The following is a 23,870-nucleotide window of genomic DNA, read 5'->3' as shown; positions in this document are numbered from 1 at the left end:
CCACTGCCCGCGCCCCTCACAACGCGCACTTCTGGCGGTCACCCCCGGCCATCATGGCAGCAAATGCTACGGTATCGCCCGTACCATGATTCGCATCTCGTCTGCGAACTGGAATGGACACAATGGATAGCTTCGATCCCGCTCTGATCGCCGTGCGCAGCGCGCACTTTATTGGTGGCCGCTACGTGGATGGCGCCGCCGCCCTCGATGTGACGCGCCCCTCGGATGGCACGGTGTACGCGGATCTGCCCGTGGCCGACGCCGACCTGGTGGACCATGCCGTCGAGAATGCCTGGCACGCCTTCAAAACCAGCGACTGGGCCCGCTGCGCGCCGCGCGACCGTGCGCGCACGCTACGCCGTTGGGCCGAGTTGATCGAAGCGGATGTGGACACACTGGCGCGCCTGGAGTCGGTCGGCTCGACCCGGCCGATCCGCGATGCCGCCGCGTGGGACGTGCCGTTCACGGCCGAAGGCATCCGCTTCTACTCGGAGTTCGCCGACAAGATCGGCGGCGAGGTGGCGGCGACCCGTCCGGACCATCTCGGCATGATCGTCGCTGAACCGTATGGCGTGATCGGCGCGATCGCGCCATGGAATTTCCCGCTGGTGATGGCATCGTGGAAGATCGCGCCAGCGCTCGCGGCTGGCAACGCGGTGGTGCTGAAACCCTCGGAAATGACGCCGTTCTCGGTGCTGCGCCTCGCTGAGCTAGCAATCGAGGCCGGCATCCCACCGGGGATCTTCAACGTCGTGCAGGGCGACGGACGCATCACGGGCGACGCGCTGGTGCGTCATCCGAAGATCGCGAAGGTGACCTTTACCGGCTCGAGCCAGACCGGCGCCGCGATCATGACGGCCTGCGCGCAGACCGGCACCAAGCCGGTCACGCTCGAACTCGGCGGCAAGAGCCCGCAAGTGGTGTTCGCGGATGCTCCGGATCTCGACCTGGTGGCGCGCCGCATCGCCGGTGCGATTGCCGGTAATGCAGGGCAGGTGTGCGTGGCGGGGTCACGCTTGATTGTCGAACGCTCGGCAGCGCCGCGCCTGATCGACGGCATCGGCGCTGCGTTTGCCGCATTGCGGCCCGGGCACACCTGGGCCGCAGGCACGACACTGCCGCCGATCATCTCAGCCAAGCAAGCACAGCGTATCGAAGGCATTGTCGAGCGCAGCGTCGCGCAAGGCGCGCAGATCGCCGCGGGTGGCATGCGCCTGCCGGTCGCGGGCGAGGGCGCCTTCTATGCGCCGACCATCCTGACCAACGTGACCGCTGCCTCGGAGGCTGTGCGCGAAGAAGTGTTCGGCCCTGTGCTGACGGTGCAGACCTTTGACGACGAGGACGAGGCGCTCGCACTGGCCAGCCACGAAAAGTATGGCCTGGCGGCGGGCGTGCACACCGCAGACCTGAGCCGTGCCCTGCGAGCGATGCGCAGTATCGAGGCAGGTACGGTGTGGATCAATCGCTATGGGCGGACCGCCGATTTCGTCATTCCGACTGGTGGCTACAAGCAGTCGGGACTCGGTAAGGATTTAGGGCGTCAGGCCTTCGAAGCCAATCTGCGTTTCAAGAGCGTCCTGATCGACCTCAACCAGGGCGCTTGAATACACGAAGGAAGCGAACACGAGCGCTAACGCGCCGGGCAAACCCCAAACCTCATACATAAGCCTCGCCGCACGCAGCACGATCTGCTGCTGAACACGGCGGTTTCAGCTTCCCAAGACGGCCGCGTCGGTCTCCGACGCGGCCGTTGTCGTTTTCGTGGCGGCTTGTGCAGACCCGTCGCGCATCCCGCCGAGCCTTGATTAGCCTTGTTGAGCGCGCCCGTATCAGGGCATACCCGCACCAGCGGGACGCATCCCCAGCACTCCCAAAGTGCCGCCGCATAGTGTGCTGCGCGGGCGGCACAAAACGGCGGATTGTGTGTTCAGCGGCGTCGATAACACGACAACCCGCATTTTTTGGGGTGGTGTAATTCATTTCAGCAGCGCTCGCTGCGTTGCCCCCAACGCTGACTATTGCCCACTACAGGACATAGACATGACCCGCTTCAGGCCCAAATACATCACCTTCGACTGCTACGGTACGCTGACCCGCTTCCGCATGGGCGACTTGGCTCGCGAGATCTTCGCCGACCGAGTCAACGCCGAGCAGATGGAACAGTTCGTGCGTGACTTCGCCGCGTATCGCCTCGACGAAGTTCTCGGCGCATGGAAGCCGTATCAGGAAGTCGTGAAGAACGCCGTGCGCCGCACGCTCAAGCGCTGGAACCTCGCCTACGACGACGCCGAAGCGCAGCGCTTCTACGACGCCGTGCCCACGTGGGGTCCGCACCCGGATGTGCCGGAAGGCCTTGCCAAGGTCGCGAAGGAAATTCCGCTGGTGATTCTGTCGAACGCCTCGAACGATCAGATCCAGAGCAACGTCGACAAGCTCGGCGCACCGTTCCATGCGGTGTATACGGCGCAGATGGCGCAGGCCTACAAGCCGCGTCTGCAAGCGTTCGAATACATGCTCGATAACCTCGGCTGCGGCCCGGAAGACATCCTGCACGTGTCGTCGAGCCTGCGTTACGACCTGATGTCGGCCAACGATCTCGGCGTGAAGAACAAGGTGTTCGTCGCGCGCGGTCACGAACCGTCCACGCCGTACTACAACTATACCGAGATCAAGGACATCGGCGGTCTGGCCGGCGTCGTGGGTCTTTAAGCCCTGAAGCGCGAAGGAACCTGATGAAGCTCGATTCGTACTGGCTCGACACCGCTCCGCCGTTTCTCGACGGGCAACAAGGCCCGCTCGAGGGCGGCGCGGACGTGGTGGTGATCGGCGGTGGCTTCACCGGCCTGTCCGCCGCGCTCGAGTTGGCCAAGCGCGGCATTCCGGTGACGGTGCTGGAAGCCGGGCGTATTGCTGGCGAAGCATCCGGCCGCAACGGCGGCCAGTGCAACACCGGGCTCGCGCACGATTACGCGGCGCTGGCGGAACGCATCGGCGCCGACAAGGCCCGCGATTTCTATCGTGCATATGAGAGCGCGGTGGCGACGGTGGCGTCGATCGTCAATGAGGAAAAGATCGATTGCGACTTCTTTCGCGGCGGCAAGATCAAACTCGCAGCGAAACCCCGGCATTTCGACAAGCTCGCCAAGACCTACGAATCGCTGGTGCGCAATGTCGATCCGGATGTCGAACTGATTCCGCCCGAACGGATTCGCGAAGAGGTCGGCTCGGACAGGTTTTACGGCGGCCTCGTGCAGCGTAACGGTGCGCAGATGCATATGGGCAAGTTCGGTGTCGGCCTTGCGACCGCCGCCGCAAGGCACGGCGCACGCATTTTCGAACACACGCCTGTGACGGGCCTGAAGCGTCTCGATGGCGAGCGTTACGAAGTGCAAACCGAGTTCGGCACGATCCGGGCCGGACGCGTGCTGGTTGCCACAGGCGCTTCGCAGATCGGCCCGTTGCAGTGGTTTCGGCGGCGCATCGCACCGGTGGGCAGCTTCATTGTTGTCACCGAGCCGTTGACGACCGCACAACTCGACGAGCTCGTACCGAAGCGGCGCGCCTATGTGACCACGCGCAACATCGGCAACTATTTTCGGACCACGGCGGACAACCGTTTGCTGTTCGGCGGCCGCGCTCGCTTTGCCATGTCGAACCCGCGCTCCGACGAAAAGAGCGGCCGGATTCTCCGTGCCGGTCTCGCAGGCTACTTTCCGAAGCTGGCCGAGGTGCGCCTCGACTACTGCTGGGGCGGTCTCGTCGACATGACGGCGGACCGGCTGCCGCGCGCGGGCCAGCATGAGGGCCTGTTTTACTCGATGGGCTATAGCGGCCACGGTGTGCAGATGTCGGTGCATATGGGGCGCGCGATGGCCGATGTGATGTTCGGCGCCGCCACGCGCAATCCATGGCGCACGCTCGAATGGCCCGCGATTCCCGGTCATTTCGGCCACGCCTGGTTCTTGCCGCTGGTCGGCGCGTATTACCGTTTGCAGGACATTCTGCATTGAACCGATGCGGAAGGGGCAGTACCCGATGTTTGCCGTTGCGTCGCCCGGCGCCGCAGCGGTTTTCACCACCACACTCCAAGGATGACCATGTTGCGTTTTACCCGTGAGCTTCGCCCCGCAGCACGCCTGCAAGCCGTTCAACGCTTCGCTCTCCAGGCTGGCGTCGCCCTCTCGATGATGCTTGGCGCAAGCCTGAGCCACGCCGCCGATACGCCGACGCTCACCGCCGGTTCGCCGCCGTCGAGCGCGCCGACTACCTTCATGGACGTGAAGACGCAGAAGATCGAAGGCCTGATGCCCGACGTGGTGGACGCCATCGGCAAGCGCGAAGGCTTTAACGTGTCGTTCAACGCAGTGCCGTTCTCGGCGCTGATTCAGTCGGCGGTGTCGGGCAAGATCGACATCATCGTGGCCGGCATGACGCCGACGCCGAAGCGCGCAGAAGTGGTCGATTTCTCGCAGCCGGTCACCGCGTTTGGCGAAGGCATCATCGTCAAGGATTCGAACAAGACGGATTACAAGTCGGTGCAGGACCTGAAGGGCACCATCGTGGGCGCGCCGACTGGCACTGATTACGGTGACCAGTTGCTCAAGCTTGGCATCTTCAAGGAAGTGAAGATGTACGACAGCCCGGCCGATATGACGCGCGACGTGGTGCTGGGCCGCATTACCGCAGGCTTTAGCGACTATCCGATCCTCAAGGCGCAGGAAGCCTCGGGCGGTTTGAGTGGCGCGCGTGTGGTGGACGACTACGTGCCGATGCAGAAATTCGACATCGCGATTGCCGTGAAGAAGGGCAACGCTGCTCTGCTCGCCAAGATCAACGATGCGCTGACGAAGATGAAAGCCGACGGCTCGCTGAACGCGATCCTGAAGAAGTGGAATCTCGCGAGCTGATCGTGAAGTGAACGCGAACCTCGTGTGACGAAAGCCCGTTACCGGCAAGCGCGCCTGGCCGGTGAACGGGTTGTTCCTTACGTCCCGACCGTCGTGGCTCGGTTTGCTTCTGATGCCGCCGACGGCCCCGATTTTGAAGAGCACACCGTATGCATTGGCGCGATATAACCGACTTTGTTCCGATTCTGTTTAGCGGCGCCCTGATGAGCATCATCATCACGCTGGGCTGCCTGGTATTGAGCACCGTGCTCGGACTCGTCTGGGCGCTGTTGAAAATGTCGCGACACCCGGGCGTCGTCACGGTGGTCAGCGCGATGATCAACGTGGTGCGCGGCCTGCCGATGATCGTGCTGCTGTTTTATATCTACTTCGTGTTGCCCGACATCGGCATTCAGATGGGGGCGCTCGAAGCGAGCATCATCGGTCTGGGTTTCGGCTATTCGACCTATGTGGCGGAAATCATCCGCTCGGGCATCGAAGCCGTCGACCCCGGCCAGTTCGAAGCGGCCCAGTCGATCGGCATGGGCCGCGTGAAGACGATGTACCGCGTGATCCTGCCGCAGGCCGTGCGCGTCGCGCTGCCGCCGTATGCGAACACGCTGGTGATGATGTTGAAGGACTCGTCGCTCGCCTCGACGATTACCGTGGCCGAGATGACGCGTGAAGGCCAATTGATCGCCGCGTCGACGTTCCAGAACGTGACGGTGTATACGCTGGTGGCGCTGGGGTATCTGGCGATGAGCCTGCCGTTGATGAGCCTGACGCGCCATCTGGAAAAGCGTTTCGGCAAGCACAAGGCCGACAAAAGGCCGAGTAAGCGCGAGATGAAGGCAACAAGGCTGTACGAACGCTAAACGAGGCCTCGAGCGGGCTCACAAATCAGGCCTCAAGCGAGGATGCGATGATCGAGATTGTTGATGTGCACAAGAGCTTTGGCGCCGTTCCGGTGCTGAAAGGCATTTCCTTGAATATCAAGCAGGGCGAGGTGGTGTGCCTGATCGGTGCATCGGGCTCGGGCAAATCGACCTTGCTGCGCTGTATCAACGCGCTCGAATCCTACGATGCCGGTGAAATCAAGCTGTTGGATGAGCGCGTCGAGCAACGCTCGCGCCACATCAACCGCTTGCGGACGCAAGTCGGCATGGTGTTTCAACGCTTCAATCTGTTTCCGCATCGCACGGCGCTCGAGAACGTGATGGAGGGCCCCGTGCATGTAAAAGGCGAACCGAAGCACGAGGCGCACCGCGAAGCCATCGAACTGCTCGGCAAGGTCGGTCTCGGTGAAAAGCTGCATGCATATCCGCATCAACTGTCGGGCGGACAGCAGCAGCGCGTGGCGATTGCACGATCGCTGGCGATGAAGCCCAAAGCGATTCTGTTCGACGAACCGACGTCCGCGCTCGATCCGGAGCTGGTGGGCGAAGTGCTCGCGGTGATGCGCACGCTGGCGCGCGAAGGCATGACCATGCTGGTGGTCACGCATGAAATGGGCTTTGCCCGTGAAGTGGCCGACCGCGTGTGCTTTCTGCACGGCGGCCAGATCATCGAAGAGGGCAGTGCGCAGCAGGTCTTGTGTTCGCCGCGCGAGACGCGCACGCGCGAGTTTCTGCGCCACGTCCTCACCAACCGGATCGATCCGGTGAACGATAGCGTCGCAACCGTCGATCACGATGGCCGCGCGCAGGGAGCAACAGCATGAGTGGACGATTCATCCGGCTCGGCGAGACCGGACGCAAGACCGTGACGATTCACGTGGACGGCAAGGCGGTCGAGGCACTGGCGGGCGATACCGTGCTGGTGGCGATGCTCTGCTCGGTGGATCACGTGCGTCAGTCGGAGTTCGGCAACGAGGTGCGTGCGGGCTTTTGCCTGATGGGCGCGTGCCAGGACTGCTGGGTCTGGACTGCGGATGGCGAGCGCTTGCGCGCCTGTACTACGGTGGTCAGCGAAGGCCTGCAGATTGTAACGACTCAAGCGGAGGAGCAATGGGCCAACCTCGCATAATCATCGTCGGTGCCGGACCGGCCGGCGTGCGCTGTGCGCAGACCCTGCTGGCCGCGGGTATCCGCCCGACCGTCATCGATGAAAGCCGCCGTGATGGTGGACAGATTTATCGCCGTCAGCCGGACAATTTCTCTCGACCCTATGCGAAGTTGTATGGGACCGAGGCCGCCCGTGCGGAAGACCTGCACAGCACTTTCGAACGCTTGCGCCCGCAGATCGATTACCGGCCGGAGACGCTCGCGTGGAATGTCGCCGAGCGCAAGCTGCATGTGGTGCACGACGGGGTTGCCAATGCGCTGCCTTATGACGCGTTGATCCTATGCCCAGGCGCGACCGATCGCTTGATGCCGGTGAAGGGCTGGCAATTTGCCGGGACCTATAGCCTCGGCGCGTCGCAGATTGCGTTGAAGGCGCAAGCGGTGTCGATCGGCCGCAAGGTCGTGTTCATGGGCTCGGGACCGCTGCTCTATCTAGTGGCGAGCCAGTACGTGCAAGCCGGTGCGCAAGTGGCGGCGGTGCTGGACACGTCGAAGTTTGGCCAGCGCCTGCGCGCGCTGCCGAAATTGCTGGCGCGGCTGGATGTGCTGAAAAAGGGCGCCGCGCTCGTTTCTTCCCTGAAAAAGGCGGGCGTCGTCGTCGAGAACGGCATCGAGCCGCTGGAGATTATTGGCTCGGACGCCGCGGGCGTGCAAGGCGTGCACTATCGCGACGCCAAGGGGCGGGTGCAGCAGATTACCTGCGACGCAGTAGCGCTCGGCTATCACCTGCGTCCGGAAACGCAACTCGCCGACTTGGCGCGCTGTGCGTTCCGCTTCGACGAGCCGTCGCGCCAGTGGCTGCCGCAAATCGATGAACTGGGCCGCAGTTCGGAACCCGGTGTGTATCTCGCCGGCGACGGCGTACGCGTACTCGGCGCGGATGGCGCCGAGCTGGCGGGTCGCCTTGCCGCCTACGCGGCGTTGCAGGACCTCGGTCACGCTATCGAGGCCGCCACGCTGGACGATTTGAAGCGCCAGCAACAGAAGATGGATCGCTTCCGGCTCGGGCTGCTAGAAGCGTTTCCTTGGCCCGCTGCGCAAGCTGCTCATCTCTCGGACGACACCGTGGTATGCCGTTGCGAAGGCGTAAAGGTGGGCGAACTGCGCCGTGTGATCCGCGAAGAAGGCGCCTGCGAGGCCAATCGCGCGAAGGCCTTCAGTCGCGTCGGCATGGGGCGCTGCCAGGGACGCTATTGCGGCCACGCGGCGGCGGAAATCATCGCGGATGCAGCGAGCGTGCCGGTCGAACAGGTCGGCCGGCTGCGCGGGCAGGCGCCCGTCAAGCCGCTTTCCATCGCTACCGTTGAGGAGGTCGAATGAGCCGGGCGCAAGCAGATGTGATCATTGTCGGCGGCGGCATCATGGGTGCGGCCACGGCGTTTTTCCTGCGCAAGCGGGGCCGCTCGGTGATCTTGCTCGAGCGCGGCCTCGTGGGCCAGCAGGCGAGCGGCACCAACTTCGGCAATGTGCGGCGCCAGGGGCGCTTCCTGCCGCAATTGCCGCTTGCCAATCGTTCGCGCGAGATCTGGGGCAAGCTGCCCGAACTGATCGGTCATGACGCGGAGTTTCTGATGTCCGGTCATATTCGCGTCTGCTATCGCGAGGAACAGGCCGACCAGTTCGAGACCTACGCGAAAGAAGCGGCCCACTACGGTTTAAATCTCGAACTGGTACGCGGCGCCGAGATGAAGGCGCGCTTCCCGTTTCTTGGGCCCGAAGTATTGGCCGGCTCGTATTCGGAGAAGGACGGTCACGCCAATCCGCGACTCGCAGCTCCGGCATTCGGACGGGCCGCCGCACGCCTGGGCGCGCAGATCGTAGAGAACACCGAAATTGCTACCGTCGAGAAAGAAGGCGCGGAGTTTCGCGCCACCAGTACCGATGGCCGCAGCTTCCATGCGCCGCTGCTGTTGGTGACGGCCGGTGCGTGGGGCAGCCTGCTCAGCGAACAGTTCGGCGAGCCTGTGCCGATTGCAGTCCATGGTCCGCAGATGGCCGTCACCGAGCCGACCACCTACGGCATCCGCCCGGTGGTCGGCGTGTCGTCGCCGCAGATCGAGGAAGTTGTGTACTTCCGGCAGATTGCGCGCGGCAACGTCGTGATCGGCGGTTGCGCACGCGGCCCGGCTTATCCAGATTTGCGGCGCGCCTACGTGCTGCCGCAGAACACGCTGCTGCAGTTCCGCCAGTTGTACCGGGTGGCGCCGGCGTTGTCGAAGCTCAATATCATCCGTGTGTGGAGCGGCATTGAGGGCTACATGCCCGACGACCGTCCGATCATGGGTCCGAGCGGCAACGTCAGTGGCCTGTATTACGCGTTCGGCTTCTGCGGACATGGCTTTCAACTCGGGCCAGGCGTCGGCGACACGATGGCCGAATTGATCGATACCGGCGTGACCAGCACGCCACTGGAACCGTTCGATATCCGCCGCTTCGCCAGCGTCGCGGCTCAGGCGCCGCAGGCGGCATAGGAGTGGAGATCATGCTGACCGCTCTTCTGGATGACCACGCAGACCTCTTTGCCGACGACGCCATCAGGGAGCGGCTGGACCTATCGCTGACGCTGGATAACACGCTCGGGGCGTCGCGTCGCGCGACGCGGCCCATCGAGCGGGCGATCGAATTTATCGAAGCCTCGTTCGCCCAGCCGGTGACGCTCGCGACGCTCGCTGCCAAGGCGGAGCTGAGCGTGTCGCGCTTCGCGGCGCTATTTCGCGCGGAGGTGGGGATCTCGCCGCATCGCTACGTGTGCATGGTCCGCGTCCGGCACGCGCAGCGCCTGCTGCGTAGGGGCTTGCCGCCGTCGATCGTGGCGACGGAGGTGGGCTTCTTCGATCAGAGCCATTTAGGGCGGCACTTCAAGCGCACGGTGGGTACGACACCGAGTGCGTATCTGGCGGCGCGCAGTTAGATCGCGCAGTTATATCGGGTAGTTAGATCGAGATCGAGCGGTAAGCGTAGGGCCGCGCGAGGCGGCCCCTTGCGCGTACTAAGCGTGGTTTGCGACTCGCTCTGCAATCGCAGCACCAATCTCACCCGTCGATGCTTCTCCGCCCATATCGCGGGTGCGCGGCCCTTGCTTCAAGACGTCGGAGATCGCCGCCACGATTGCTTCATGCGCATCGTGTTCAGCGCCCGCACCTTCACCGAGGAAGTCGAGCATCATCGCCGCCGACCAGATCATCGCAACCGGGTTGGCAATATGCTGCCCCGCGATATCCGGCGCCGAGCCGTGCACTGGTTCGAACAGCGACGGAAAACGCCGCTCCGGATTCAGGTTCGCCGATGGCGCAATGCCGATCGTACCGGTGCAGGCTGGACCGAGATCCGAGAGGATATCGCCGAACAGGTTGGAGGCGACCACCACGTCGAAGCGCTGTGGCTGCAGCACAAAGCGCGCGCACAGGATGTCGATATGCTGCTTGTCCCATGTGATATCCGGGTACGTTGCGGCGATTTCAGCCGCACGTTCATCCCACCACGGCATGCTGATGGCAATGCCGTTACTCTTGGTCGCCACCGTCACGTGACGGCGGGTACGGCGCTGCGCGAGATCGAAGGCGAACTTCAGTACGCGGTTAGTGCCGTGGCGCGTGAAAATCGACTGCTGCATCACGACTTCGCGCTCGGTGCCTTCGAACATCTTGCCGCCCACCGACGAATACTCGCCCTCGGTGTTCTCGCGCACGATAAAGAAGTCGATGCCCTGGGCGTTATGCGCGGCGAGCGGGGAGCGCACGCCTTCGAAGGTGCGCGCCGGGCGCAGGTTCACATACTGGTCGAACTCGCGGCGGAACTTGAGCAGCGACCCCCACAGCGAAATATGATCGGGCACGGTGTCGGGCCAGCCGACCGCGCCGAACAGGATGGCGTCGCAATCGGAGAGTTGGGCTTTCCAGTCGTCGGGCATCATCTGGCCGTGCTGCGCGTAGTAGTCGCAACTGGCCCAGTCGATCTGCTTGTACGAGAGTTGGATGCCGAAGCGGTGGCTGACCGCGTCGAGGACGCGGAGGGCTTCCGGCATCACTTCCTTGCCGATGCCGTCGCCGGGAATCACGGCGATACGATGCTGTTTGCTGGTCATGTCGAACGTCCAGAAGAATGGCGTGGGGTGGTAGAGCCAAAACGATGCGCGGCGCGGTGGATAAGCCGCGCGACTACCCCATTCTATGCATACTGACGACGCGCGGCAGCCCTTTGCAGGTTAATCCACTTTCCACGAATCGTGAATAAAACGCCCAATCTCGCCGACCTGCGTGTGTTCTGTGCCGTCGCCAGGCACGCCAGCTTCAGCGCCACCGCGGACTTGCTGAACGTCTCGCCCGCCTTCGTCAGCAAGCGTATTGCGATGCTGGAAGCCGATCTCGGCACGCGTTTGCTGCACCGTTCCACCCGGCGCGTGACGCTCACCGAGGCCGGCGCGCAGGTCTTCGCCTGGGCCGAGAAAATCCTTGATGATGTCGAGCATCTGGTCGAAGACGTCTCCACGACGCAGCGCACGCCGAGCGGCACGCTGCGCATTTCCAGCAGCTTCGGCTTCGGGCGGCATGTGGTGGCGCCGGCGGTGGCGCGCTTGTCGGCGGCGTATCCGCAGATGAACGTACGTCTCGATCTGTTCGACCGGATCGTCGATGTGGCGGCGGAAGGCTTCGATCTGGATGTGCGCATCGGCGACGAGATCGCGCCGCATCTGATCGCGCGCAAGCTGGCGGCGAATCATCGCGTGCTGTGTGCGTCGCCTGCGTATCTGGAACGTCATGGCAAGCCGCGCGAGCTTGCGGATCTCGCTGCGCATCGCTGCCTTGTCATCAAGGAACGCGACCACCCGTTCGGCGTGTGGCGGCTAACGGTCAACGGCAAGGAGTCGCAGTTGAAGTTGACCGGGCCGCTGTCGACCAATCACGGCGAGATTGCCGTGCAATGGGCAGTGGAGGGGTACGGCATCGTGCTGCGCTCGATCTGGGACGTCGCGCCCTTGCTGGCGAACGGCACGCTGGTGCAGGTGTTGCCGCAGGCGTCCCAGCCGGCGAATGTCTGGGCGGTCTATCCGGAGCGCCGCGCGAGTTCGGCGAAAGTGCGGGCCTGTGTGGACTTTTTGGTCAAAGAGTTCAAGGCGTGGAAGGGTGGCGCGGTTTGACGCGGCGTTGAACACTGACCCGGCGGCGCTCTGTGCGTCAGCCTTGCGTCAAACCCGCGTGCCTTTCACAGCGCATCATGAAAAATTACCCCGAGCGTGTGACGGTGGCCCGAATGCAGGCGGCTCACGCCATGCCGCAGATTGACCCGGTAGCTGCCCCGTGTGCCCTGCACGGGGCGATGATGAACCGCGAACACCACCGCATCGCCTTTGCGCAATGGCATCACTTCGACGCGTGACTGCATGCGCGGCCGCTGCTCGGTCAGCACAAACTCGCCGCCGGTGAAGTCCTGCCCCGGCTCGGAGAGCAGGATGGCGAGCTGTAACGGAAACACGTGCTCGCCGTACAGATCCTGATGCAGACAGTTGTAGTCGTCCTTTGCATACTGAAGGATCAGCGGCGTCGGCCGTAACTGGCCGGCGTCGTGGCAACGCTGGATGAATTCGGCATGCTGCGCGGGGTAACGCGTGTCGATGTGCATGATGCTGTTCCAACGGTTGGCCACCGGCACGAGGTGCGGATACACGTTGCGGCGCAGCGTATCGATCAGATCCGGCAGCGGATAGCCGAAGTACTGGTACTCGCCGCGACCGAAGCCGTGACGCGCCATCACTACCCGGCTGCGATACAACTCGTCGCGCGAATAGAGGTTGGCCAGCGTATCGCATTCCTGTGCCGACAAGAGACCGTGAATCAGCGCGCTGCCGTGCTGGTCGAGATCCTGCTCGACGTCTGGCCATGCCACCGCCTCGACGCGACGCGCCACCTCTGCGCTCGATAAGTCAGGTGAAACGGCGAGCGTATCGGCGACGAGTGCGCCTTCGGGAATGTGCTTCAGGACGGTGTTCATGCAAGGCTCCGGAGTCTGCGTCAAGGTAGGCCCAGTGTAGGAAGGTTTGCGTCGCCAGACACCCCGGGTCTTGCTCTCCAATTCGGTGGAACTCCGCGCCTTGGCCGGAGTCATGAGTTTGAAAGCAAAAGGCCTTAAGCAAAACCAAAGACGCGCTTCCGAAATGCGAACTTCGCGGAACGCTCCATCAGGTTCATAGTAAGACCCTATTTAGCTTTTCCGGAGTGCCGCCCATGTCCGCTTCTCCCCAGAACCTCGATGCCTGGCTCGACAAGCAGGAGGTCGTCAAGGACACCATCACCGCCTTTCCGCTCAACGCGCTGGCGGCGACGCTAGACCGGACCGAGACGGGCGATGTGGTGCCGCCTATGTGGCACTGGCTGTATTTCCTGCCGGTTTCGCCGTTGGCGGAAGCGGGGCCGGACGGTCATCCGAAGCGCGGCGGCTTTCTGCCGCCGGTGCCGTTGCCGCGCCGGATGTGGGCCGGTGGGCGTCTCGCATTCCATGAGCCGCTGAAAGTCGGCGAGCGTGCGGTGCGCACTTCGACCATTGCCAATATCGAGGACAAAACCGGCCGCTCGGGCCGGCTCGTATTCGTCACGGTGCAGCACAGCATCGAGGTTGGTGGCGAGTTAAAGATCGAGGAGGAGCACGACATCGTCTATCGCGATGCGCCGCATCCCGATGCCCCGCTGCCCAAAGCGGCGCCTGCGCCCGAAGGCGAAACGTGGCTGCGCACGATTCATACCGATCCGGTGTTGCTGTTCCGCTATTCGGCGCTGACCTTCAACAGCCACCGTATTCATTATGACTATCCGTATGTGACCGAGGTCGAGGGTTATCCGGACCTGGTTGTGCATGGCCCGCTGATTGCGACCTTGCTGGTCGACCTCGTGCGTCGCGAGTTGCCCGAGGCCACGCTGCAGAGCTTCGCCTTCAAGGCGCTACGCCCTACCTATGCGAACCACCCGTTCACCGTCTGCGGCCAGCCGTCCGAGGACGGCAAGACCATCGACCTGTGGGCGAAAGACCACGAGGGTTATCTAACGATGCGCGCCACGGCCGCGTTGGCCTGAAGCGCACCGAAGCACCGCTGAACTTCACTGCTTTCTCCTGAACACCTCATGCAAACGACGCAATCCGATTCTTTCCAGGACATTCGCGAAGCCGTGCGCGATCTGTGCCAGCAGTTTTCAGGCGAATACTTTCGCAAGATCGACGAGGCGCGCGGCTATCCCGAAGCCTTCGTCGATGCGCTGACCAAAGCGGGCTGGCTCGCCGCGCTGATTCCGCAGGAGTACGGTGGCTCTGGTCTGGGGCTGACCGAAGCGTCGGTCATCATGGAGGAGATCAACCGGGCCGGCGGCAATTCGGGCGCTTGCCACGGGCAGATGTACAACATGGGCACGCTGCTGCGGCACGGCTCAGCGGAGCAAAAGCTCAAGTATCTGCCGAAGATCGCCAGCGGCGAATTGCGTCTGCAATCGATGGGCGTAACCGAACCCACCACCGGCACCGATACCACGAAGATCAAGACGACCGCCGAGCGGCGCGGCGACCGCTACGTGATCAATGGCCAGAAGGTGTGGATCTCGCGCGTGCAGCATTCCGATCTGATGATCCTGCTCGCCCGCACCACGCCGCTTGCCGATGTGAAGAAGAAATCCGAAGGCATGTCGATTTTCATCGTCGATCTGCGCGAGGCGATCGGTCACGGCCTGACCGTGCAGCCGATCCTGAACATGGTCAATCACGAGACCAACGAACTGTTCTTCGATAACCTCGAAATCCCCGTGGAAAACCTGATCGGCGAAGAAGGCCAGGGCTTCAAATACATACTGGACGGCCTGAACGCCGAACGTACGCTGATCGCCGCGGAGTGTATCGGCGACGGCTACTGGTTCGTCGACAAGGTGTCCGCCTATGTGAAGGAGCGTGTCGTGTTCGGCCGCCCGATCGGGCAGAACCAGGGCGTGCAGTTTCCGATTGCGCGCTCCTTCGTCAACGTCGAAGCCGCGAGCCTGATGCGTTTCGAAGCGGCGCGGCGCTTCGATGCGCACGAGTCCTGCGGTGCTCAGGCGAACATGGCGAAACTGCTGGCTGCGGATGCGTCATGGGAAGCGGCCAACGCGTGTTTGCAATTCCACGGCGGTTTTGGCTTTGCGTGCGAATACGATGTGGAGCGCAAGTTCCGCGAAACCCGGCTGTACCAGGTAGCGCCGATCTCGACCAACCTGATTCTCTCGTACGTCGCCGAACATATTCTCGGCTTGCCGCGTTCGTTCTGATGTTCTGATTTGGAAGGTGAAGCGCAGATGAGACCTCTAGACGGTATCAAGGTCGTCACACTCGAGCATGCCATCGCGGCGCCGTTCTGTACGCGCCAGCTTGCCGATCTCGGCGCTCGGGTGATCAAGGTGGAGCGGCCGGGCGTCGGCGATTTCGCGCGTGGCTATGACGAGCGGGTGCAGGGTTTGTCCTCGCACTTCGTTTGGACTAACCGCTCGAAGGAAAGCCTCGCGCTCGATGTGAAGCGGCCGGAGGCCAAGAAGATTCTCGACTCGCTGGTCGCCGACGCGGATGTGTTGGTGCAAAACCTGGCGCCTGGCGCAGCGGACCGGTTGGGCCTCAGCTACGAGGCCATGAGCGCAAAGTATCCGAAGCTGATTGTGTGCGACATCTCCGGCTATGGCGCGGATGGTCCGTATCGCGACAAGAAGGCCTATGACCTGCTGATCCAGAGCGAATCCGGTTTCCTCTCGATTACCGGTTCGCCCGGCGAGCCCGCCAAGGCCGGTTGCTCGATCGCCGATATTGCCGCTGGCATGTACGCATATTCGAACATCCTCAGCGCGTTGCTGCTGCGCTCGCGCACGGGGTGCGGCTGCCGCATCGACGTGTCGATGCTCGAGAGCATGGTTGAGTGGATGGGTTATCCGCTCTATTACGCGATCGATGGCCAGACGCCTCCGGCGCTGTCGGGTGCGGCGCACGCAACGATTTATCCCTACGGTCCGTTCCCCGCCGGCGACGGCAAGACGGTCATGCTCGGCCTGCAGAACGAGCGTGAATGGAAGCTGTTCTGCGAGCAGGTGCTTGAACAACCCGAGTTGGCTGAAGATCCGCGTTTCGCCTCGAATTCCCGGCGCACTGCGGCGCGTGACGCGCTGCGTGCGGTGATCGTCGAGACGTTTGCGTCGCTCACCGCTACGCAAGTGATCGAGCGGCTGGAAGCGGCCGGTATTGCCAACGCACAGATGAACACGCTGACCGACGTATGGGTGCATCCGCAACTAAAGGCACGCGAGCGTTGGCAAGAAGTCGGCACGCCTGCCGGGATGATCCCCGCCTTGCTGCCACCGGGCTTGCCTGCCGGCTTTGAACCGCGCATGGACCCCGTGCCGGCGCTCGGCCAACACACCGATGCGATCTTGCGCGAGCTTGGCTACGACAGCGCGCAGATCGACGCCTTGCGCGCCGCCGGTACGATTTGAGTCGGCGCACCCACCCCCTCAACGCGAAACCGTTTCCATCATGACCGATCATCCAAGCCGCACACTGGCGACGTTCGCCGCGCAACTGGACTTCGACTCCATCCCCCACGCGGTGGTCGAGCGCACCGTCAATCTTTATGTGGACTGGCTAGGCTCGGCGCTGGCCGGCAAGGGCGCACGTCCCGTCGAAACCATCGCCCGTTTTGCGCGTCAGGCGGGCGGCGGTCTAGCCGATGACCCTTGCGAGGTCCTGATCGATCGCAGCCGCACCACGCCGTACTTCGCCGCGATGGTGAACGGCGCGGCTTCGCACTTCGCCGAGCAGGACGACGTGCATAACGGCTCGGTGTTTCACCCGGCGACCGTGGTATTCCCGGTGGCGCTCGCGCTGGCACAAGCGAACCGCGCCTCGGGACGCGAATTCATCGCGGCGGCGGTAGCGGGGTATGAGGTGGGGATTCGCGTTGGCGAGTTCCTCGGCCGCTCGCACTACAAGGTGTTCCATACCACTGGCACCGCGGGCACGCTCGCGGCAGCGGCCACCGCAGGACGGCTGCTCGGCCTGACGCCCACGCAGATGCTCGATGCGTTTGGCTCGGCGGGCACCCAGGCGAGCGGCTTGTGGGAATTTCTGCGCGACGCGGCGGATTCGAAACAACTGCATACCGCAATGGCTGCGGCCAACGGTCTGATGGCGGCCCAGCTCGCCGCCGACGGTTTCAAGGGCGCGACGCACATTCTTGAAGGCGCGCAGGGAATGGCGGCGGGCATGTCGAGCGACGCCGATCCCGCGCGCCTTGTCGACCGCCTGGGCGGCCGCTGGGCTACCGCCGAGACGTCGTTCAAGTACCACGCGGCCTGCCGCCATACGCATCCGGCTGCGGATGCGTTGCTCGCGGTGGTTCAGCAATATGCGCTCGCGCCGCAGGAGATCGTGAAGGTCACCGCTCACGTGCATCAAGGCGCAATCGATGTGTTGGGGGCCGTCGTCACGCCGCGCACCGTGCATCAGGCGAAGTTCAACATGGGCACCGTTCTGGGACTCGTCGCGTATCACGGCTATGCAGGCGTGACCGAGTTCGAGGAAGGCTTTGACGCCGACGCGATTGCGGCCTTCCGCGACAAGGTTGAGATGGCCTTCGACGCGGAAGTGGACACCGCTTATCCGGCTCGCTGGATCGGCAAGGTGACGGTCGAAACGCGCGACGGCCGCACCCTGCACGGCCGCGTGGATGAGCCGAAAGGTGACCCCGGCAATACGCTGACGCGTGCCGAGCTGGCGAGCAAGGTGCGGCGGCTGGCGGCGTTTTCCGGCGCGGCTTCGGAGGAAGAAACATCGCGACTGTTGGATCACGCGTGGCAGATCGCATTGCAGCCACGCGTCGACACGGTATTTGCGGACGAGGTTACAGCATGAGCACGGCGCTGCCGCGTTCCTACCTGTTTGTGCCGGGCAACCGCCCGGAGCGCTTCGAGAAGGCGCGTGCTTCGGGCGCGGACGCCGTGATCCTCGACCTCGAAGATGCCGTGCAGCCCGAAGAAAAACCGGCCGCACGCGATGCCGTACTGGCAGCCGCCGATGCCGCGCGACCGGCGTGGGTGAGGATCAACGGCTCCGACACGCCCTGGTTCAGCGACGACATCGCCGCACTTGTAGGGCATCCGGGTATCGCAGGCGTGGTGTTGCCGAAGGCGGAAACGCAGGAGCAGGTGAGCGCGGTACTGGCTCACGCACATGCCGCTGTGGGCGTGCTGCCGATCGTCGAAACCGCCCGCGGTTTTGCCAACCTGACGGCGTTGTGTACAGCGTCCCGGGTGGGGCGCATTGTGTTCGGGACGCTCGATTTCCAGATCGATCTCGGCATTGACGGCGATGGCGAGGAACTGCATCTGTTCCGCTCGCAGATCGTGCTGGCTTCGCGGCTGGCTGGAATCGGTGCGCCGGTGGATGGCGTGTCGACCACGATCGACGATGCCGCCGCCATCGAAGCCGACGCCCGGCGTGGTCGCCGCTTCGGCTTCGGCGGCAAGCTATGCATCCATCCGAAGCAGCTTGAGGCGGTGCATCGAGCGTATGCATGGAGCGAGGCCGAGAAGACATGGGCCGCGCGGGTGCTGCAGGCCGTGGAGGCGAGCAAAGGGGCGGCGGTGGCCGTCGACGGCAAGATGGTCGATCTGCCGGTGATCCTCAAGGCTCAGCGGATTCTCGGGCGGGGCTAAACGGAAGAGACCACGTGACTTCGCTCCTCTTCAGGCCGCGTCTGTCGCCGTCGGCACTTCCCGTTGCGCTGCTGCTGCATGAGTGCGCGACACTTCCATTCCCTTAGTGGCCTGCGTCAGCGCCGAGAGCATCGCATGGTCGTTGAAGCGGAACCAGCATAAAAGCTGGTCGGCGCTGGCCAATTTGAGAATTTGTGCGAGCGACAGCCCGGCAATCTGGTCGGCGAGTTCCGCCGACAGCCCCAGCCGGCACATCCCGACGGCCTTGTCCTCGCGCAGCATCTGCTGCGCGAGCATGAGGTACGACAAATTGATTTCGCGGATCGAGTCCAGCGTCTCTTTGCTACGGTCCATTTTGGCTGCTTCCGAACCCCGATTACCCGTCGGCATTTCCTGCCGTTTGCCCTTTTACCCCTCGCGACGCGTGCTCGTCCGTGGAACGCCGCAAGTATAGAGAGCAGGGTGGGGAGAAAACGTGCGAACTTAATCTTATGCATATTGGTTGGCGCTATCGGATCGCTCCAAAAGAAGATGTGGCGGCAGAAAGTAGCGCTGCGCGGTGATAGGTTAATGAAAGGGTGGCGTGGTGACTTGAGGCGTCCATTTTCCGGGGTTGCTTCAGGCTCCAGGCCCTGGGTTTATCCCGACCCGCCACCGTCATTAACCTCAGCAAAACACCGGCTTCCAACAATGCGAATTCCTTCCATGAGCCGGCTATTGCACTCTTAGCCTGGTCAGGCGAAGGCCGATCGAAGCCACGCCACACTGAGGCTTGCAGCAGAGCCGTCACGCCACCCAAGACGGCCACGCAAGCTTCTTCGAACCTGCGGGTGCAACCGCACAACCATGTTGCATGGGACCGGAGTAAGCGCTAAAGCGCTAACTCCGGTCGACAAAGGAGACAAAAACTTGGCTACCGTCAATTCCGGCGCGCGGCTCGACCGCCTGCCTATCAGTCGTTTTCACTGGAAGATCCTCGGCCTGATCGGTGCCGGCGCGTTTCTCGACGCGTTCGATATCTATCTCGCCAACGGCTCGCTCGCCGCGATGGTCAAAACCGGCTTCACCGATTTACGGTTCGGTTCGTTTTTTATCTCCGCGACCTTCATGGGCATGATGATCGGCGCGGGCCTGTCGGGCTATCTCGGCGACCGTTTCGGACGGCGCTATTCGTATCAGGCGAACCTGGCGATCTTCGGCCTCGCTTCGCTGGCCGCATGCTTTGCTCCGGACATCTACTGGTTGATCCTGTTGCGCTTCGTGATGGGCGTTGGGCTCGGCGCGGAACTGGTGGTGGCGGCCGGCACGCTGTGCGAATTCGTGCCGCCGGCCACGCGTGGGCGTTGGACCTCGCTGCTGGCGCTGATCATCAACTCGGGATTGCTCGGCGCGACAGCAGTCGGCTATTGGGTGATTCCGCACCTGGGTTGGCGCTACATGTTTGCGATTGCCGGCGTCGGCGCGCTGATTGTCTGGTTCCTGCGCCACCGCATGCCGGAGTCGCCGCGCTGGCTCGAAACGGTGGGCCGCCTCGATGAAGCGGAGGCGACCGTCGCCGCCATCGAGCGGGAGGTCGAGGCAAGGGTCGGCAAGTTGCCGCCGGTCGCGCGCGTGGTGAGCCACGAAGTGCCTGCCGCGCCGCTGTCGGCGTTGTTTGCCCGTGGGATGATCGGCCGCACGCTGGTGGCCGCGCTCACCTGCATGGCGATCAATATGTCGCTGTACGGCTTTGTGGCCTGGCTGCCGACCTTCTTCGTCAAGGAAGGGCTAACGATTGTGCAGTCGCTCGGCTTTGTGCTGCTGATGTCGTTCGGCGCGCCGTTTGGCGCCGTGGTGGGCTATTTCGTCACGGACCGGATGGGTCGCCGTAACGGCCTCGTGCTGTTTTCCGTGGTGACGATCGTGCTGGCCCTGATCTATGTACAGATGCGTTCGCCCGCAGAAATTTCGATTGTCGGGTTTGCGCTCGTCACCGCGATCTATACGGTCTGCACGCTGGGTCTGTTCGGGTATATCCCTGAACTGTTCCCCACGGCGCATCGCTTGCGCGGCACTGGCGTGGCTGGAACCTGCGGGCGTGCTGCTTCGATGACGACGCCTTATGTGGCGCTGCTGCTGTATACGCATTTCGGCGTGACGGGGGTGCTGGCGATGGTCGGCGGCGTGTTGCTGCTGATGAGCGCCGCGATTCTCGCGTTGCGTATCGAGACGAGCCGACAGACTCTCGAAGAGATTTCGCCGGATTCGGAGATGTACGGGGCGGGCGGCGTCGAAATGACGGCGGGCGGCGCGACGCAGCGCTCTGCGGGGGTGTGAGGATGCGGGCGCGCGCGATCTAAAGGTGAGACTTTCCAGGGAGTGCTTGCTTGGCCACGTCTGGCTTGGGTTACGCGCCGTGTAAGGTGAGTGTTTCCAGGGAGTGCCTGGTTTTACGCCGTGTGGCCAGAACCAGTGGTGAAGGCAGGAGTTAAGATGGGTCTTTGCGTTGCGGGCGTCTGCCGCCGGTCGCCCTCCACGGGTCCTCGGCCGCCGGCCGCTGGCAACCCCGCGCTCACTTCATCGGCTTTCGTCATGCATTTCGATTTTGTAGACCTGCGGCTCATCGTCAACATTGCCGATACGAAGAACCTCGCCCGCGCGGCGGACCGTTCGCATCTCTCGGCGCCAGCGGCGAGCAACCGCATCAAGAATCTGGAGGAGCAACTCGGCTTCAAGCTGCTCTATCGAACCAGCCAGGGCGTGACGCCCACACCCGCCGGCGAGGCGTTCGTCCACCATGCGCGGCTCGTGCTCGAACGGGTCGAACACCTGGCCGGCGACATGCAGGAGTACGGCGAAGGCATCAAGGGCCATGTGCGGATCTGGGCCAATACCACGGCGATCAGCGAGTTTCTGCCTACCGTCCTCAGTCATTTCCTGCGCGATCATCCCGACGTCAACATCGACCTGCGCGAAGTCTTGAGCGGCGAGATCGTCAAGGGCGTCGCCGATAGCGCGACCGATATCGGCATCGTCGCCGGCAACGTGCACGCCGAGCATCTGGAGATGCTGCCATATCGCGACGACCGGCTGATCCTCGTCACCTCGAAGGACCATGCTCTGGCGCGCGAGCCCTCGGTCGATTTCGCGCAGACGCTCGACGACAACTTCGTCGGCCTGCCCACCTCCAGCGCGATCCACGCATTCGTGACAAGCGCGGCGGACACGCTCGGTGTGCGGCTCAAGCTGCGCATCCAGGTGGGCAATTTCGAAGCCGCCTGCCGGATGATCGAGGCCGGCGTGGGCATTGGCATCGTGCCGGAATCCGTTGCGCTGCGCCACGGCAAGACCATGCAGATCGCCCTCGTGCGCCTGAACGATGCGTGGGCCGAACGCAAGCTGAAAATCTGCGTGCGCAACGTCAAGGATTTACCGCCGTTCGCTCGGGAACTGGTTGACCGCTTGATGGCGGATGCCTGAACGTCCGAGAAATTTTCCAATAAGAAACAAAACCTCCCCGTTCAGGGAGGTAGACGGGGCCAGACGCAGACCCCGCCAAATCCGGCTATCCTATATTCTGCAAGCGTCTGAGCCGACTTGGCCAGCGGCCGTGCGGCGTTCGCCGCCGCCCCCGCCGCGATTGCGCTTGCCGCCATAAAACCCCGCGTGTATAGTTTCCGAACTTACTCTTGTTTCGCATTGGAAATTAAAGGGATTCTTCATATGAACGCTTCGACCATCCTCGCCGATCTCGGCATCGCCCAGGCGGCGCAAGCCGGCGACATCGCGGTTCATTCGCCGATCTCCGGCGAGCTCATCGGCCGCGTGGCCAGCCACACGGTAGCGGACGTCGATGCGGCGCTCGCCAATGCGAAGCAGGCTTTCAATGTATGGCGCAACGTGCCTGCGCCGCGTCGCGGCGAACTGGTGCGTTTGCTCGGCAACCGTCTGCGCGAGAAAAAGCAGGCGCTCGGCAGCATCATTACGCTCGAAACCGGCAAGATCCTCCAGGAAGGCCTGGGTGAAGTGCAGGAAATGATCGACATTTGCGACTTCGCGGTTGGCCTGTCGCGTCAGTTGTACGGCCTGACTATCGCCTCGGAGCGCCCCGGCCACCGCATGGCCGAATCGTGGCACCCCATCGGCACTTGCGTCGTGATCTCCGCGTTCAACTTCCCGGCCGCCGTGTGGTCGTGGAATGCCGCGCTCGCGCTGGTGTGCGGCAACGCCGTGATCTGGAAGCCGTCGGAAAAGACCCCGCTGACCGCTCTCGCCGTCAATCAGATTCTCACGGAAGCGCTGCAGGAATTCGGCGATGCACCTGCGGGCCTCACCGCGCTCATCAACGGTGGCCGTGACGTCGGCGCCAAGCTGGTGGCTGACCCGCGCGCCTCGATCGTCAGCGCCACCGGCAGCACCGAAATGGGCCGGACGGTGGGCGTCGAAGTGGCGAAGCGCTTTGGCCGCTCGCTGCTCGAACTGGGCGGCAACAACGCCGGCATCGTCACGCAGAGCGCCGATCACGAACTTGCGCTGCGCGGCATCCTGTTCTCCGCGGTCGGTACCGCCGGCCAGCGCTGCACCACGCTGCGCCGCCTGTTCGTGCACGACAGCGTCTATGACCAGACCGTCGAGCGTCTGAAGCAGCTCTACAACAAGGTGCCGATCGGCAACCCGCTCGAAAAGGGCACGCTGATGGGCCCGCTGATCGACAAGCAGTCGTTCAACCGCATGCAGGAAGCGCTGCAGCAAGCGGTCGCGGAAGGCGGCAAGGTGTTCGGCGGCGAGCGCGTCGAAGTGAAGGGTTATGAAGGCGGCCACTATGTGCGCCCGGCGCTCGTCGAAATGCCGTCGCAAACGGCTGTAGTGCTGAAGGAAACCTTCGCACCGATTCTCTACGTGCTGCGCTATACGGATTTCGCCGAAGCAGTGGAAGCGAACAACGCGGCGGCACATGGTCTGTCTTCGTGCGTGTTCACCACGGACCTGCGTGAAGCGGAGCGTTTCCTCTCGGCGGCAGGTAGCGATTGCGGCATTGCCAACGTGAACATCGGACCGAGCGGCGCTGAAATCGGCGGCGCATTCGGCGGCGAGAAGGAAACCGGTGGCGGCCGCGAATCGGGTTCGGATTCGTGGAAGGCCTATATGCGCCGGGCGACCAACACGGTCAACTACTCGTCGGCGCTGCCGTTGGCACAAGGCATCGACTTCAATATCGGCTAAAGGCAGTCCCTCTCAAT

22 protein-coding genes are annotated in these 23,870 nt (G+C 63.3%); 19 read left to right on the top strand and 3 right to left on the bottom strand.

Annotated elements, in window-relative coordinates; genetic code table 11:
• Positions 1-122: 122 nt before the first annotated feature.
• From BLQ92_RS28175 to BLQ92_RS28130, 10 genes are all read left to right on the top strand, one after another.
• Positions 123-1,604 (top strand): aldehyde dehydrogenase family protein, encoded by a 1,482-nt coding sequence (locus BLQ92_RS28175; RefSeq protein ID WP_090689432.1) that lies wholly within the window; start codon positions 123-125, stop codon positions 1,602-1,604.
• 436 nt (positions 1,605-2,040) lie between these two features.
• The gene (locus tag BLQ92_RS28170) at positions 2,041-2,709 is read left to right on the top strand and encodes a haloacid dehalogenase type II (protein WP_090689431.1); all 669 of its coding nucleotides are present in this window, start codon (positions 2,041-2,043) and stop codon (positions 2,707-2,709) included.
• Between the two features lie 23 nt (positions 2,710-2,732).
• Complete coding sequence (locus tag BLQ92_RS28165) at positions 2,733-4,010, top strand: NAD(P)/FAD-dependent oxidoreductase (protein WP_090689429.1); 1,278 nt, start codon at positions 2,733-2,735, stop codon at positions 4,008-4,010.
• 87 nt (positions 4,011-4,097) lie between these two features.
• Positions 4,098-4,907, top strand: coding sequence for an ABC transporter substrate-binding protein (locus tag BLQ92_RS28160; protein ID WP_090689427.1), 810 nt, complete (start codon positions 4,098-4,100; stop codon positions 4,905-4,907).
• 149 nt (positions 4,908-5,056) lie between these two features.
• A complete protein-coding gene (locus BLQ92_RS28155; RefSeq protein WP_090689423.1) occupies positions 5,057-5,761 on the top strand; it encodes an amino acid ABC transporter permease in 705 nt (234 codons plus the stop codon).
• Positions 5,762-5,808: 47 nt separating this feature from the next.
• Positions 5,809-6,606 (top strand): amino acid ABC transporter ATP-binding protein, encoded by a 798-nt coding sequence (locus tag BLQ92_RS28150; RefSeq protein ID WP_244106456.1) that lies wholly within the window; start codon positions 5,809-5,811, stop codon positions 6,604-6,606.
• Positions 6,603-6,911, top strand: a complete 309-nt coding sequence (locus BLQ92_RS28145; RefSeq protein WP_090689419.1) for a (2Fe-2S)-binding protein — start codon at positions 6,603-6,605, stop codon at positions 6,909-6,911. The genes BLQ92_RS28150 and BLQ92_RS28145 overlap by 4 nt, the downstream gene beginning before the upstream one ends.
• A complete protein-coding gene (locus tag BLQ92_RS28140) occupies positions 6,893-8,269 on the top strand; it encodes an FAD/NAD(P)-dependent oxidoreductase (protein WP_090689417.1) in 1,377 nt (458 codons plus the stop codon). The genes BLQ92_RS28145 and BLQ92_RS28140 overlap by 19 nt, the downstream gene beginning before the upstream one ends.
• Positions 8,266-9,420, top strand: coding sequence for an NAD(P)/FAD-dependent oxidoreductase (locus tag BLQ92_RS28135; RefSeq protein WP_090689414.1), 1,155 nt, complete (start codon positions 8,266-8,268; stop codon positions 9,418-9,420). Before BLQ92_RS28140 ends, BLQ92_RS28135 begins: the two co-directional genes overlap by 4 nt.
• A gap of 11 nt (positions 9,421-9,431) precedes the next feature.
• A complete protein-coding gene (locus tag BLQ92_RS28130) occupies positions 9,432-9,860 on the top strand; it encodes a helix-turn-helix domain-containing protein (RefSeq protein ID WP_090689614.1) in 429 nt (142 codons plus the stop codon).
• Between the two features lie 78 nt (positions 9,861-9,938).
• On the opposite strand, the gene BLQ92_RS28125 is transcribed toward BLQ92_RS28130, so the two are convergent.
• Positions 9,939-11,033, bottom strand: a complete 1,095-nt coding sequence (locus tag BLQ92_RS28125) for a tartrate dehydrogenase (protein WP_090689411.1) — start codon at positions 11,031-11,033, stop codon at positions 9,939-9,941.
• Between the two features lie 141 nt (positions 11,034-11,174).
• Here BLQ92_RS28125 and BLQ92_RS28120 point away from each other — a divergent pair, with 141 nt between their 5' ends.
• The gene (locus BLQ92_RS28120; RefSeq protein WP_090689408.1) at positions 11,175-12,086 is read left to right on the top strand and encodes a LysR substrate-binding domain-containing protein; all 912 of its coding nucleotides are present in this window, start codon (positions 11,175-11,177) and stop codon (positions 12,084-12,086) included.
• 65 nt (positions 12,087-12,151) lie between these two features.
• Here the strand turns inward: BLQ92_RS28120 and BLQ92_RS28115 are convergent, their stop codons facing one another.
• On the bottom strand, positions 12,152-12,937 hold the full coding sequence (locus tag BLQ92_RS28115) for a 2OG-Fe(II) oxygenase (protein WP_090689407.1): 786 nt from the start codon (positions 12,935-12,937) through the stop codon (positions 12,152-12,154).
• A 233-nt stretch (positions 12,938-13,170) separates the two neighbouring features.
• Here BLQ92_RS28115 and BLQ92_RS28110 point away from each other — a divergent pair, with 233 nt between their 5' ends.
• The 5 genes from BLQ92_RS28110 to BLQ92_RS28090 are packed head-to-tail and all read left to right on the top strand — an operon-like array spanning position 13,171 to position 18,651.
• The gene (locus BLQ92_RS28110) at positions 13,171-14,013 is read left to right on the top strand and encodes an HTD2 family dehydratase (protein ID WP_090689404.1); all 843 of its coding nucleotides are present in this window, start codon (positions 13,171-13,173) and stop codon (positions 14,011-14,013) included.
• 48 nt (positions 14,014-14,061) lie between these two features.
• Positions 14,062-15,225: an acyl-CoA dehydrogenase family protein gene (locus BLQ92_RS28105; RefSeq protein ID WP_090689401.1), complete on the top strand. Its 1,164-nt coding sequence runs from the start codon at positions 14,062-14,064 to the stop codon at positions 15,223-15,225.
• Between the two features lie 27 nt (positions 15,226-15,252).
• Positions 15,253-16,431 (top strand): CaiB/BaiF CoA transferase family protein, encoded by a 1,179-nt coding sequence (locus BLQ92_RS28100; RefSeq protein WP_090689398.1) that lies wholly within the window; start codon positions 15,253-15,255, stop codon positions 16,429-16,431.
• Positions 16,432-16,471: 40 nt separating this feature from the next.
• Positions 16,472-17,848, top strand: a complete 1,377-nt coding sequence (locus tag BLQ92_RS28095) for an MmgE/PrpD family protein (RefSeq protein WP_090689395.1) — start codon at positions 16,472-16,474, stop codon at positions 17,846-17,848.
• The gene (locus tag BLQ92_RS28090) at positions 17,845-18,651 is read left to right on the top strand and encodes an HpcH/HpaI aldolase/citrate lyase family protein (RefSeq protein WP_090689392.1); all 807 of its coding nucleotides are present in this window, start codon (positions 17,845-17,847) and stop codon (positions 18,649-18,651) included. Before BLQ92_RS28095 ends, BLQ92_RS28090 begins: the two co-directional genes overlap by 4 nt.
• A gap of 30 nt (positions 18,652-18,681) precedes the next feature.
• On the opposite strand, the gene flhD is transcribed toward BLQ92_RS28090, so the two are convergent.
• A complete protein-coding gene (gene flhD, locus BLQ92_RS28085; RefSeq protein ID WP_090689389.1) occupies positions 18,682-19,005 on the bottom strand; it encodes a flagellar transcriptional regulator FlhD in 324 nt (107 codons plus the stop codon).
• A gap of 555 nt (positions 19,006-19,560) precedes the next feature.
• On the opposite strand from flhD, the gene BLQ92_RS28080 reads away from it, so the two are divergent.
• The 3 genes from BLQ92_RS28080 (at position 19,561) to amaB (ending at position 23,853) form a co-directional block, all read left to right on the top strand.
• Positions 19,561-20,967 carry an MFS transporter gene (locus tag BLQ92_RS28080; RefSeq protein WP_244106457.1) on the top strand — a complete coding sequence of 469 codons (1,407 nt, stop codon included), beginning with the start codon at positions 19,561-19,563 and terminating at the stop codon, positions 20,965-20,967.
• Positions 20,968-21,222: 255 nt separating this feature from the next.
• Entirely contained in the window at positions 21,223-22,110 is an 888-nt protein-coding gene (locus tag BLQ92_RS28075) for a LysR family transcriptional regulator (protein WP_090689386.1), read from the top strand.
• A gap of 243 nt (positions 22,111-22,353) precedes the next feature.
• The gene (amaB, locus tag BLQ92_RS28070; protein ID WP_090689383.1) at positions 22,354-23,853 is read left to right on the top strand and encodes an L-piperidine-6-carboxylate dehydrogenase; all 1,500 of its coding nucleotides are present in this window, start codon (positions 22,354-22,356) and stop codon (positions 23,851-23,853) included.
• The last annotated feature ends 17 nt before the right edge of the window (positions 23,854-23,870 follow it).

The sequence above is a fragment of the Paraburkholderia phenazinium genome (genome assembly GCF_900100735.1).
Lineage (GTDB): Bacteria > Pseudomonadota > Gammaproteobacteria > Burkholderiales > Burkholderiaceae > Paraburkholderia > Paraburkholderia phenazinia.
This window is presented reverse-complemented; position numbering and strand designations above follow the sequence as displayed.